Annotated in this window: 14 protein-coding genes and 1 tRNA gene; 2 read left to right on the forward strand and 13 right to left on the reverse strand. The window is 60.3% G+C overall.

The features are described from left to right. Nucleotides 1-10 precede the first annotated feature (10 nt). The 8 genes from thiL to ACM561_RS09035 form a co-directional block, all read right to left on the reverse strand. Nucleotides 11-979: a thiamine-phosphate kinase gene (gene thiL, locus ACM561_RS09000; protein ID WP_425909548.1), complete on the reverse strand. Its 969-nt coding sequence runs from the start codon at nt 977-979 to the stop codon at nt 11-13. Between the two features lie 45 nt (nt 980-1024). Then, the gene (nusB, locus tag ACM561_RS09005) at nt 1025-1507 is read right to left on the reverse strand and encodes a transcription antitermination factor NusB (RefSeq protein WP_425909550.1); all 483 of its coding nucleotides are present in this window, start codon (nt 1505-1507) and stop codon (nt 1025-1027) included. A 7-nt stretch (nt 1508-1514) separates the two neighbouring features. Continuing rightward, a complete protein-coding gene (gene ribH / locus ACM561_RS09010; RefSeq protein ID WP_425909552.1) occupies nt 1515-2006 on the reverse strand; it encodes a 6,7-dimethyl-8-ribityllumazine synthase in 492 nt (163 codons plus the stop codon). A 69-nt stretch (nt 2007-2075) separates the two neighbouring features. Next, a complete protein-coding gene (locus ACM561_RS09015; protein ID WP_425909554.1) occupies nt 2076-2705 on the reverse strand; it encodes a riboflavin synthase in 630 nt (209 codons plus the stop codon). A gap of 159 nt (nt 2706-2864) precedes the next feature. Next, on the reverse strand, nt 2865-4016 hold the full coding sequence (ribD, locus tag ACM561_RS09020; protein ID WP_425909556.1) for a bifunctional diaminohydroxyphosphoribosylaminopyrimidine deaminase/5-amino-6-(5-phosphoribosylamino)uracil reductase RibD: 1152 nt from the start codon (nt 4014-4016) through the stop codon (nt 2865-2867). Then, a complete protein-coding gene (gene nrdR / locus ACM561_RS09025) occupies nt 4013-4495 on the reverse strand; it encodes a transcriptional regulator NrdR (protein ID WP_425909557.1) in 483 nt (160 codons plus the stop codon). Before nrdR ends, ribD begins: the two co-directional genes overlap by 4 nt. Nucleotides 4496-4653: 158 nt before the next feature. Continuing rightward, nucleotides 4654-5961 carry a serine hydroxymethyltransferase gene (gene glyA / locus ACM561_RS09030; RefSeq protein ID WP_425909559.1) on the reverse strand — a complete coding sequence of 436 codons (1308 nt, stop codon included), beginning with the start codon at nt 5959-5961 and terminating at the stop codon, nt 4654-4656. 176 nt (nt 5962-6137) lie between these two features. Continuing rightward, nucleotides 6138-6329 carry a DUF3606 domain-containing protein gene (locus ACM561_RS09035; protein ID WP_425909561.1) on the reverse strand — a complete coding sequence of 64 codons (192 nt, stop codon included), beginning with the start codon at nt 6327-6329 and terminating at the stop codon, nt 6138-6140. A gap of 258 nt (nt 6330-6587) precedes the next feature. Here ACM561_RS09035 and ACM561_RS09040 point away from each other — a divergent pair, with 258 nt between their 5' ends. Further along, nucleotides 6588-7583, forward strand: coding sequence for a DUF4062 domain-containing protein (locus tag ACM561_RS09040; RefSeq protein WP_425909562.1), 996 nt, complete (start codon nt 6588-6590; stop codon nt 7581-7583). 133 nt (nt 7584-7716) lie between these two features. Here ACM561_RS09040 and ACM561_RS09045 read toward each other — a convergent pair. Further along, nucleotides 7717-7801, reverse strand: a tRNA-Leu gene (locus ACM561_RS09045). Nucleotides 7802-8022: 221 nt separating this feature from the next. Continuing rightward, nucleotides 8023-8265: a FliM/FliN family flagellar motor switch protein gene (locus tag ACM561_RS09050; protein WP_079446861.1), complete on the reverse strand. Its 243-nt coding sequence runs from the start codon at nt 8263-8265 to the stop codon at nt 8023-8025. Between the two features lie 65 nt (nt 8266-8330). On the opposite strand from ACM561_RS09050, the gene lipB reads away from it, so the two are divergent. Beyond that, on the forward strand, nt 8331-9056 hold the full coding sequence (gene lipB / locus ACM561_RS09055) for a lipoyl(octanoyl) transferase LipB (protein WP_425909564.1): 726 nt from the start codon (nt 8331-8333) through the stop codon (nt 9054-9056). Between the two features lie 66 nt (nt 9057-9122). Here lipB and ACM561_RS09060 read toward each other — a convergent pair whose 3' ends face one another. The 3 genes from ACM561_RS09060 to ACM561_RS09070 all read right to left on the reverse strand — a co-directional run bounded on the left by ACM561_RS09060 (nt 9123) and on the right by ACM561_RS09070 (nt 12362). After that, complete coding sequence (locus ACM561_RS09060) at nt 9123-9422, reverse strand: acylphosphatase (RefSeq protein ID WP_425909565.1); 300 nt, start codon at nt 9420-9422, stop codon at nt 9123-9125. Between the two features lie 76 nt (nt 9423-9498). Next, nucleotides 9499-11514: an acetyl-CoA carboxylase biotin carboxylase subunit gene (locus ACM561_RS09065; RefSeq protein ID WP_425909567.1), complete on the reverse strand. Its 2016-nt coding sequence runs from the start codon at nt 11512-11514 to the stop codon at nt 9499-9501. Between the two features lie 275 nt (nt 11515-11789). Continuing rightward, nucleotides 11790-12362 (reverse strand): hypothetical protein, encoded by a 573-nt coding sequence (locus ACM561_RS09070; RefSeq protein ID WP_425909569.1) that lies wholly within the window; start codon nt 12360-12362, stop codon nt 11790-11792. Nucleotides 12363-12487 lie beyond the last annotated feature (125 nt).

Raw genomic sequence — 12487 nt, forward strand, 5'->3', positions numbered from 1 at the left:
TCGTCACTATTCAGAAATGGCTGTAGGAAAGCCGCGGAAGCGCGACATCCTCGCCTTTTGTATCGAGCCATTTCGGAGCTGCGTTGCCCGCGATGATTTCTCCGATCGGAGTTACGGCGACGCCAACGTTTCGTGCCGCCCGCGCGAAGTTGTCCCAGCGATCCTTCGCGATCGTACACAAAACCTCGTAATCGTCGCCGCCGCTCACAGCGGAGACGAAACTCGTCTGCCCCTGCTCTATCAGTCCGCGTGCAGATTCAGAGAGCGGAATGGCTGCTGCATCGATGATTGCCGAAACTCCGGACGCGATGCAAAGTTTTGCGAGGTCACCAGCTAGACCATCGGAAACATCCATCGCCGCCCGCGCATAGTGGCGGACAGCCTCTGCGAGAGGGATGCGGGGTTGCGGGACCCGATACCGGTCGATCAACGACTCACGAATCGCGGCGTCGTCGACCGTCACGTTGCCTGAGAGAACGGCGAGCCCGAGTGCGGCGTCGCCGATCGTGCCGGAGACGACGATACGGTCACCGGGCTGCGCGCGGCTACGCAAGATCATTCCACCAACCGGCGCGCGACCGAACGCAGTGATGGACATCGTCAGCGGCCCCGGAGTGGCGACGGTATCGCCGCCGAGCAACGGACAATCAAAGGTGATGGCGTCTTCGGCAAGCCCGCTCGCGAAGGCCGAGAGCCATCTCTCATCCGGCTCACGCAACGCCAGAGTCAGAACGAATCCGGCGGGCGTCGCACCTTTGGCGGTGAGATCGGACAGGTTGACACGCAACGCTTTCTTGGCGACCGTTTTAGGCGGATCGCTGCTCCGAAAATGTACACCTTCGACAATAGCATCGGTTGTGACCACGAGATCGTCGGTGCCGCCTCGCAAGACAGCCGCATCGTCAGTGAGCCCCAACGCACCCGGATTGGTCGCGATCGGCTTGAAGTAGCGAGCGATTAGATCGTCCTCAACCGACATATTTCGACCCGTCAGGGTTCATGCGCAGCCGTAGCGGAATAGGCGTCAGCGAGTAAACTCGGCGGTGCGGAAATGGCGTGCGATCTGGTCAAGCACCGCATTGACCATGCCAGCTTCATCATTTTCGACGAAAGCGTGTGCGACATCGACATATTCGGATACTACGACCCGCGCCGGGATATCTATGCGATGCTCCAGTTCGTATGAACCGGCGCGGAGCACCGCGCGCAGGATCGCCGCGATCCGCTTCAGCGGCCAACTCTTCGACAGCGCATCGTCGATCAATGGGTCGATCCTGACCTGATCGCGAACCACGCCTGCCACCACGTCTCGAAAGAAGGCAGCCTCCGCAGGAAGATATCTGTCGCCTTCGACTTCGTTGCCGAGCCAGTGGCTATCGAACTCCGCAAAGACATCGTTAATGCCCGCTCCGCCGATCTCCATCTGATACAGCGCCTGCACCGCGGCGAGCCGTGCCGCGCCGCGCCTGTTTGCCTTCCTGTCGATACCTGCCTTGATGTCCGCCATCGCTCCGCTACGCCTTCGCCAATCGGCGTTTAATCCGCAGCATTGTCAACGCCGCCTGCGCCGCATGGCCACCCTTGTTCAATTCGCCTGCCCTCGCCCTCGCCCACGCTTGCGCGTCGGTGTTGACCGTGATGATGCCATTGCCGAGGGGTACGCGCCGTTGCATCGACAGATCCATCAGCGCGCGCGAGGATTCCATCGAGACAATCTCGAAATGGATGGTATCGCCCCGCACGACGCACCCGAGTGCGACCACAGCATCGTAAGGCGCGCCGCTCCGCTCTGCCGCATCAAGCGCAAAGACAATGGCCGCAGGAATCTCCAGGGCGCCCGGAACGGTGACGACGTCATAACGGACGCCGGCAGATCGCAATTCGGCGACCGCTCCTTCGAGCAACGCATCCTGGATATCGTCGTAGAACCGCGCTTCTACGATCAAGACATACGCGCCCGAGACGCTTGTTTGATCCTTCAACGGTGCGTGCCTTGCCTCTGCCATTTATGCTCCGGTTCGCCGTGCCGGGCTCGCCCGGTATTCTTTCTGTCAAAGAGGCCCGCAGCCCGCGTATCATATTTCCGTCGATGAAGCGCACTTCATCTCGCTCAGGCGCGCGGCGTAACGCGCCATCAGGTCGACCTCGATATTGACCTCGCTGTCCGGGCGCCAGTTGCCCAGCGTGGTAAGGTCGAGCGTGCGCGGAATAGTGAGCACCGAGAACGCCTCCTTCCGAACGCTGTTTACCGTCAGCGATACGCCGTCCAATGTCACCGAGCCCTTGGCGGCGATGAAACGTGCTAAATTCGGGGTAGCGCAGAATTCAAAACGCGCCATGCCGTGTTGGTCGTCGCGCGTCAGTATGGTCGCGATTCCGTCGACATGACCTGCGACAATGTGGCCGCCAAGCTCGTCGCCGATCTTCAACGCGCGTTCGAGATTGAGCCGCGTTCCCGCCGTCCAGTGCTTTGCGGTCGTCACGTCGAGCGTCTCCGTCCCGACATCGACGTCGAACCAGGTCCGGCCCCCCGCGACGCCGGAGAGAACGACTGTCAGACACGTGCCGTTGCAAGCGATCGAGGCGCCATCTGCGATGGTGGTTTGATCATAGTGGCAGAGGATGCGGACTCGGTGCAGCCGGTTCTGCGCCGTGTGCGTCACACTTTCGATCTCGCCGACGTCGGTCACTATGCCGGTAAACATCAGAACCTTCCGAATCCAGTACTTCCGAGCGTTATGGCAGGACCGCTCGGTTCAAAGAATGGCGTCACTTCGCTCGTCATGCCCCACCATCACATGCGGCGACTGAAAGACGTAGATGCCAGACGCCAGGACGGCGCGACGCTCCGAACGTAACTCCATTTAGACACGCTCGTAAATCGCGAGAGCGTCCTGATCCAACGTCTCGCTCGCACGCATTTTGAACTGCGGTGACCCGGTAATGGTGGTTAGCGGCAAGGCCCCGAGGGCGGCCACACCGTCGTCGCCGATCGGATCTGGACCGCGCAGCAACCACGCTTCGTCAACCAACGCCGCCGCGACAAACGATGCCGCAACACGCGCTCCGCCTTCGATCATCAGCCGGTTGACCCCTCTTTCAGAGAGGGCGCGGAGAATCGCCACGAGATCGAGCCCGGGCGTTCCAGCCGCGACCGGAACACGCATCACGTGCGCGCCAGCCGCGCCGAGTTTCATCGCCCTTGACGCTTCGGCAAAATCCGAGGTCATGATCCAAAGTGGAGTTTCGCGCGCGGACTGAACAAGGCGGCTGCTTTCCGGGATGCGCAGCGCGTGATCCAGGATCACACGCGGCGGCGAGCGCGTTTCCATGCCGGGAAGCCGGCAGGTCAGGAGTGGATCGTCAGCCAGAACGGTGCCGATGCCAACCAGAATCGCGCTGCATTGGGCCCGCAGCAGATGCGTCCGCGCCCTCGCTGCCTCGCCCGTGACCGCGACCGGTACGCCTCCGGCGGCAGCAATCCTTCCGTCGCTGGACACCGCGAGTTTAAGAATGACGTGGGGGCGTTTGTCCCGGACCCGCCGGAAATGCCCGGCATGATGGTGAGCCGCTTCGGCCGCACAAAGTCCGACATCCACCGATATACCGGCAGCCCGCAACCGCGCATGACCCTGCCCTGCGACTTCGGGCGTGGGGTCCTCGATTGCGGACACAACACGCGTAATGCCGGCTGCGATCACCGCGTCGGCGCATGGCGGCGTTTTTCCAACGTGAGAACACGGCTCCAGCGTGACATACAAGGTTGCACCTCGTGCCGCGTCTCCCGCCCGCCGCAGCGCCTCGGCCTCCGCGTGCGGGCGGCCTCCAGGCTGGGTCCAGCCGCGACCGACAATCACCCCGTCTTTCACGATGACGGCGCCCACGGCCGGGTTAGGTGCGCTCGCGCCCAAGCTGCGACGGCCCAGCGCAAGCGCCAATTGCATGAAATGCAAGTCGGTGGCCTTTTCCATCCGGAGGTTAGCGCCGTTCTGCTCTTCCAGAATGCGGAAGATCATTTGCGCAGCGGTACCCGCCGCGTATCGTCCTCGCTGGAAAGTTCGCCCAATACCGCCTCGAAATCCTTGGCCTCGCGGAAATTGCGGTAGACCGAGGCAAAGCGCACATAAGCCACATCGTCGAGGCTTCGCAGGTGTTCCATTACGATCTCGCCGATGGTTTCGGACGAAATTTCCGCCTCACCGCCACTCTCAAGTTCGCGGACGATGGCCGAGACCATGGTTTCGATCCGCTCGGGTTCAACCGGCCGCTTGCGCAAGCTGATTTGCAGTGAACGCACCAGCTTGTCGCGGTCGAACGGTACCCGCCGGCCGTTGCGCTTGATAACCGTGAGTTCGCGCAGTTGCACCCGCTCAAATGTCGTGAAGCGGAAATTGCAGGCCATGCAGACCCGCCTGCGCCGGATAACGGCCGAATCCTCGGTCGGCCGGGAATCCTTGACCTGCGTATCCAAACTATTGCAGCTCGGGCAGCGCATCTCTCAACTCACCTTACATCGTCGAAAACGGCCGTTCGAAGCCGGATTTCTTAGCACTCTTACCTCCTATTAATTTATCATTTTCAAGGAGATGAGTGCGTGAGTTAATTCAATTCAGAGGGCGACTTTTCAAAACGTCACCAAATCCATACGCGAGTTCATCTGTCCTGATAGATCGGAAAGCGATCCGTCAACGCCTTGACCTTCTCCTTCACGGCCGCCTCAACCAGCGGCGCCTTGCCGTCCTCCGACTGTGCAATGGCCTTGAGTACTTCCGCTATCAGGCCGCCGACCTGTTTGAACTCGGTCACCCCGAAGCCGCGCGTGGTGGTGGCCGGCGTACCGAGGCGCAGGCCCGACGTTACGAATGGCTTTTCAGGATCGAAAGGAATGCCGTTTTTGTTGCAGGTCAGCCCAGCGCGAACGAGCGCCTTTTCCGAAATGTTTCCCTTCAATCCCTTGGGCCTGAGGTCCACCAGCATCAGGTGGTTGTCTGTGCCTCCGGAAACGATGTCGAAGCCGTGGCCACGCAGGCTTTCGGCAAGCGCCTTAGCGTTTTCGACGACGTTCTTCGCGTAGATCTTGAAGTCCGGACGCAACGCCTCGCCGAACGCCACGGCCTTGGCGGCGATGACATGCATCAGCGGGCCGCCCTGCAGGCCTGGGAAGATTGCCGAATTGAACTTCTTGGCAAGCGCTTCATCATTGCACAGGATCAGGCCGCCGCGCGGACCGCGCAGCGACTTGTGGGTGGTGGTCGTTGTCACATGCGCGTGCGGCACTGGCGAGGCGTGCACGCCACCGGCGACGAGGCCGGCGAAGTGCGCCATATCCACCATCAAATACGCTCCGACGCTGTCGGCGATCTCGCGAAAGCGCTTGAAATCCCATGGCCGCGAATAGGCCGAACCGCCGGCGATGATCAGCTTCGGCTTCACCTCCTCAGCGCGATGAGCCACCTCGTCCATATCGATCAGGTGATCGTCGCGCCGCACGGTGTAGTGTGCGGCCTTGAACCACTTGCCGGACATGTTGACCGGCGCGCCATGCGTCAGGTGGCCTCCGGCAGCGAGGTCGAGCCCCATGAAAGTGTCGCCAGGCTGCAGGAGCGCCAGAAAGACCGCCTGGTTCATCTGGCTGCCCGAGTTCGGCTGGACGTTGGCAAACCGGGCGCCGAACAGCTTTTTGGCGCGCTCGATCGCCAGCGTTTCGGCGACATCGACCCACTCACATCCGCCGTAATAACGCGCGCTCGGATAGCCTTCCGCGTACTTGTTGGTCATCACCGAGCCCTGCGCCTCCAGAACCGCGCGGCTGACGATGTTTTCCGACGCGATCAGTTCGATCTCGTGACGCTGACGGCCCAATTCGCCCTTGATCGCGGCGGCGATTTCCGGATCGGCCTCGGCCAGGGCGGAAGCAAAGAAAGGATCGGGGGCGGAGGCGGTTTTGGCGGAAGAGTCCATGCAGAATACCCTCGGCAGCGCAGCCGTAATGCACGGGTGCGAACAGCAATAGCACGTGATCGAAGCGGCTTCCGCCAGATAGCACATCGAATCAGGGTGGCCAAGGTGTTGCGCCTCGGCTCCGAGGTTCAGGCAATATATGGTGGATGCATTGGCGAAATTCCGGCGGAGAGCCTCTATTTTTCGAGGCGGTGCCGCACGGCGGCCAGCGAGGTCCCCACCTCCGAAATGGCTTCCAGCAGCCTCTCGCGGGGTACATTCAGCCGGCTCGCCCAAAGATCGGTTTGAGCGCTGTCATTCGGGTCCACCGTGCCCGCCGGTTTCTGGTAGATGGATATCACGGTGGCGACTGAGACAAGCCGGATCATCCTGCAATTCTAGCACTCGAGCGTCATCCCGCCACTCTGCCGAGCAGCAACGGTTAAAATCCGGTGTTTTATTCGATTAAAAGCAGCGGCCAACCGTGAGCGCGAATGCTCTGGTCTGGTAAACAAAGATTTAGACTCACATCGGCTTGGCCGCGACGTGCCCGAAACGCCTTCCACTTGTCCCAGCCACATGACAGATGATTGACGAATCCAGGTGCCGGCAGCGAGGGTCAAATCCGGTGATGAGGAAAAGTTCAAGTGGATCGGGTTTTTCAGATTTTCATTACTTCGACGGACGCCGATTTGAAGGACGAGCGTCAGGCCGTCAGCAACACGCTGGCAAAAGCAGGATACATGCCCGCCGGCATGGAATCGTTTCCAGTAACTGATCAACAGCAACTGGACTATATCAAGCGGATCATTGATCGCAGCGATTATTATATCATGATCGTCGGCCGCCGTTACAGCTCGCTGTCCGGCGATGAACTGACTTTCACGGAAAACGCATTTGAATATACGCAATCAAAAGGCATTCCGATACTTGCGTTCCTTCCGGAAAACCCGGGCGGCATTGCGTGCGGTACTGAATCAGAAGCACCGCTAAAAGAAAGACTGGATGCTTTCAAAGCTCGTTTGAAGGCCGGTCGTATCGTCGAATCCTGGAGCAACGAAAACGACCTTTGCATGAAAGTTGTGATGGCCGTCGCAACGGCTGTGAATTTGAAGCCTGGTGTTGGCTGGATACGTGGTGATCAGGCCATCAATCCAAAGCTTCTCCAGGAGCTGGAAAAGCTGCGAATCGAGAATACGGATCTGCGTCAAAAGCTTGCCGATCTCGATAGTGACAAGTCATCACATCGTTCGACTCCAGATGGGCTGGCCGACCCAGTTGCGGTGGAATTGCTTATCTATCGAACGGAAGAAGGGACACCGGACAAGGTCTCGCACCCGATTTTATTGGGCGACCTTTTTGCCGGGCTCTATGGCCATCTCCTCAAAAGCCCATCAGAAGCATACGTTCGGGAGCTTATTGGATTCTGGTACCGGCAGAAACTTCACATTTCTGATCATTGCGAACTTAGCGACAGGAGCACGATCGTCATCCGGGATAAACTGGAAGCTTTGGGTTTGATCAAGTCTCGGTCGATCATCGCGGGTTTTTCCAATCACATCGCTTGGTCTCTGACTGAAAAAGGAAGACGGTTTCCCGAGTCGGGGCACATACCAATCGGCCACTCAGGCTCCGAAACTTAAAAGAACCTCACATGCCGTTGACCCGGAGATCCGGGATGCTCGGCAGGAGTAAGCTCTCGCGGATCAAAAACGGAAGACTCGCCGCAGGCGCGCATCGGGACACCGCGGCGGTTATTCGATCCATCTTATCAGGTGGTGCGCTCGAAAGGACTCGAACCTTCACGAATTTCTTCACTGCCACCTCAAGGCAGCGCGTCTACCAATTCCGCCACGAGCGCTTAAAAGTCGGTTCAGGCTGACCGCCTGACCATCAATGGCGCCGATTTAACAAAACAATGGTGGAGGGACAAGGCCTAGCGAGACGTTCCTTTTCCGATCGAGGCCCGAAAGCGCGGCATCAGGACGTTTCTGCGTTCTTTTGATCCAGATGTCAGATTTCGAGCCCTTCCGCTTCTGACAGAATGAAAAGCGGGGCTCCATAATTTTGATCGGAGTAGCTTTATCGGCGGTCTGGCGTGCGAGGCAGCATCTGTTTGACTTCAACTGCGATGCGGTTCCGGTTGACCATCACAACACCGCTGGCGATCGGCAAGTTATTGGCCAGGATCTTGACCTCGTCTTGCTCGGTGGCATCAAGCTCGATGATGGCGCCACGGCTGAGACGCATGACCTGGTGGACGGGCATGGACGTGGTCCCCAGCACCACCATGAGATCGACAGATACTTTATCGAGCGTCGCCACGAAATGCAGACTCACCAACCGTGCGGATTGCTACCATCTCCAGACCACCACGTTAGGGTTAGCCAATGGTTAATGATCGTCAAACCCTCGATTTGAAGCTGTTTGCCGCCTCGCCCCGCGAGCCTGTGGAGTGGCGACAGTCCGATCATCCCGTGCCCTATCTGGAAGCTGTAGAGGCCATGGAAAGGCGGGCCGCGGCGATTGCCTCGGGTGAGGCTCCGGAGCAGGTCTGGCTGCTGGAGCATCCGCCGCTTTACACCTCCGGCACCAGCGGGCGCGAAGCCGATCTGGTCAAAGCCCGCTTTCCGCTATTCGCGACCGGCCGTGGCGGCCAGATCACCTATCATGGCCCCGGCCAGCGCGTCGCCTATGTCATGCTGGATTTGAAGCGCCGCCGGCCCGACGTGAGGGCGTTCGTCGCCAGTCTGGAGGAATGGATCATCCGCACGCTCGACGCCTTCGGCGTCAGGGGGGAAAGGCGCGAGGAACGGGTCGGCGTTTGGGTGGCGCGCCCGGACAAGGGGCCGGGCCATGAAGACAAGATCGCTGCGATAGGCGTGCGGCTGCGCCGCTGGGTCTCGTTCCACGGCGTCTCGCTCAATGTCGATCCCGATCTCAGTCATTTCGCCGACATCGTGCCCTGCGGGGTCACCGACCCGCGTTACGGCGTGACGAGCCTCGCAGACCTTGGTCTGCGTGTCGGGTTGACTGACGTCGATGACGCCCTGAAGCGTGCCTTCGGCGAAGTCTTCGGGTCTTCGGAACTGCGTCTCACGGAAACAACAGCCTGACCGTCACGAAGCCGCGCGATCACAGTCCGTTCTGTGGATAGGCCGGCTTTCGTTGCGTATCTTCGCCTACGCCGTCGGAAGTTGTGAGAAGCGTTCGCCCGGCCGGATCATCTTCAAGGCGTTCGCCGTCACCGCCTGATCTTCGACCCCATCCACGCGGGCAAATTCCGGGCCATTCTGGCACCGCGCCGTCATCTCCGCGACAGCCTCGGCCGATCCTGCGAACAAGGCCTCGACGCTGCCGTCACGCCGGTTTCGTACCCAGCCGCCAACACCGAGACGGATTGCTTCGCGCATCGTCCAGTAGCGGAAACCAACGCCCTGAACGCGACCGCGGATCACGACCTGGCGAACTACCTCATCCATCCAGAACTCCGGTCGGGCGCCGCCGGGCGGAAGCACGGCACGCAAGTTTCAGGGCATCTAGGCATCATGGGAAACCTCAGGCGAATTCGAGGATGAGCGCATCCACCGCCAGCGTCGCTCCGGGTACGGCCGCAATCGCCTTGACCGTTCCGTCTTGCTCGGCGCGCAGCACGTTCTGCATCTTCATCGCCTCAATAATCGCCAGGGTCTCGCCCGCCTTGACCTCCTGCCCTTCAGTGACGGCGATCGAGACGACGAGGCCCGGCATCGGGCACAGCAGCTTTTTGCCGTTATCAGCGGCCGACACCACCGGCATAAGCCGCGCAGCTGCCGCCTCGGTTTCGGTAAACACATTGATCGCGACTTCGCAGCCCTGATGCGCAAGCCGAAATCCGTTCGCGATCGGCCTCACCTGTACTGCGATCGGATGCCCGTCGAGCGTGCCCTGCCAGACCGGCTGGCCAGGCACCCATCGTGAGAGCAATCGATGCGCTTTGCCGGCACCCTCACCCGCGTCCACGAAGCAAACTATTATGGTGTCGCCGTCACGCGAGATATCGAGCAGGATTTCATCGCGGTCGAGCCAGACAGCGCGGCGGCCTTCCCTCGTCACCGGGCGACCGTTCAACTGACCGGAAATCCGTCGCTTACGTTCGCCGAGCACGTGATCGATCGCAGCTGCTACCGCCGCAAGCCTGCGCGCGATCTCGCCTTCCGGCGCGCGCGCGGTGAAACCTTTCGGAAACTCCTCGGCGATGAACCCGGTCGAAAGATTACCGGCGCGCCAACGCGCGTGACCCATCAAGGTCGACAAAAACGGAATGTTGTGTCGGATGCCGTCGATGTAGAATGCATCCAGCGCCTGGGCATGCGCCTCGATGGCGGCGACGCGGGACGGCCCATGAGTCACGAGCTTGGCGATCATCGGATCGTAATGAACTGTAATCTCGCCGCCCTCGCACACGCCGGTGTCGTTGCGCACGGTGACATTGCCTTGGCTCGCTTCCGCCGGCGGCCGATATTTGACGAGGCGTCCGATTGAAGGAAGAAAATTGCGGAAGGGGTCTTCGGCATAGACGCGTGACTCAATTGCCCATCCCGTCAGCGTCACGTCCTTCTGCGCTATCGGCAGTTTTTCGCCTGCGGCAATGCGGATCATCTGCTCGACCAGATCGATGCCGGTAATCAGTTCGGTGACTGGATGCTCGACCTGTAGCCGTGTATTCATCTCGAGGAAGTAAAAGCTCTTGTCCTGCCCGGCGACAAACTCGATCGTGCCTGCCGAGTCGTAGTTTACAGCTTTGGCCAGCGCCACGGCCTGCTCGCCCATCCTGCGCCGCGTGACTTCATCGAGCAGCGGCGACGGCGCCTCCTCGATGACTTTCTGATTTCGCCGCTGGATCGAGCACTCGCGCTCGCCGAGATGGATCACGTTGCCATGCTTGTCGCCGAGCACCTGGATTTCGATATGTCGGGGATCGACGATAAACTTCTCGATGAAGACGCGGTCGTCTCCGAACGAGGCTTTCGCCTCTGTCTTCGCCAGATTAAAACCCTCGACGACCTGGGCGCTCGAATGCGCAATGCGCATGCCCTTGCCTCCGCCGCCCGCCGACGCCTTGATCATCACTGGATAGCCGATCTCGCCGGCGATCTTCACCGCGTGCCTGTCGTCCTCGATCACGCCTAGGAAGCCCGGCACCGTCGAGACCCCGGCCTTGGTCGCCGCCTTCTTGGATTCGATCTTGTCGCCCATTGCGGCGATCGCGCCGGGATTGGGCCCAATGAAAACGACGCCGGCATCTGCCAGCGCTCGCGGGAACTCCGCGCGCTCTGACAGGAACCCGTATCCGGGATGGACGGCCTCTGCGCCGCTCTTGCGGCAGGCTTCCACGATTTTCTCAATCACGAGATAACTCTCGGCGGCCGGCGGGGGACCGATCGGCACGGCCTCGTCGGCCATCACGACGTGAAGCGCGTCGTGATCCGCCTCCGAGTACACGGCAACGGTTTCGATGCCCATTCGGCGGGCCGATCTGATGATCCGGCAGGCGATCTCGCCGCGATTGGCGATCAGAATTCGTTTGAACATGCCTGGCGACCTGCAACCTTCGGGCGCGGTCCAATCTTCAGCACGGCGTACGCGGTCCCGCCTACGACGCTGTCATGTTCCTCGTACAGAAAAATCAAACAGCAGCAAAGACTTTTCAGCAGGAGCGAACATCGAGGAGCCTCGATATGTCACCTTTCCGCTGATTGCCTATGACCTCGCTAAGCCGCTTCAGTTGTGGCTGCTCGAGCCGGAGCGCCCGACAAAAAGGCGGGCAAGAAGCCCGCCGTTCGTCGATTTAGTAAATTCCGCGTCCCTTACATGCCGAGGTCGAGAACGTTTGGAAGGTGCGCCAGCGGCAGGGTCGCCGCGCCGATCAGGCTGGCGACCAGTGCCATCAACTGACGATTGCTGCGGCGTTTGCCACGCATCTGGTTCGCAATCCATTCCAGCACTTCAATGTTGACGCCCACTGCCCGGGTCGGCGCCCAGCTTTCGATATCGGTATCCGGAGCCAAAGCGATGCGGCGCGCCGGCACCGGAAGCCCTGATGCGGACGCCGCGTGGTGGACGATGGCTTTGGCGAACAGATCGTCGAACCGTCCGTCATCGCTTCGCTCGGTGGCGGCATCATTGATTTCAAATAACGCTTCAGCCTCTTCCCGGCTTACCGGCTGGTTGTCTACGGCAGCAGCCGTCAAAAGGTGCACACACCAAGACGTATCAGTGGAATCAAGCATTCTGGAGAAATGAACCCGGCCTCCGGCGGTCGGCCCCTCCCCGGTGATGACCCCGTTACGGACCTTTGCAAGCGCTGCCACCACGTCCTTCCGACTCGCAATGGCAAAAATATCGATAGGGGCGACGGCGGCGGACAGGTCGGAAAGCATGGGAATGGTTCTCTTTTCTGGATCAGATCAGCAATTTCATGAGGGCGTGAATCGTTCGTTAAAATTCGAACAATCTGTCGCCATGTCTCGCGTTTGATGGTCAATGAGGTTGTCGCCCCCATGGC

Source organism: Nitrobacter sp. TKz-YC02 (assembly GCF_049852135.1).
In the GTDB taxonomy this organism is placed as follows: domain Bacteria; phylum Pseudomonadota; class Alphaproteobacteria; order Rhizobiales; family Xanthobacteraceae; genus Nitrobacter; species Nitrobacter vulgaris.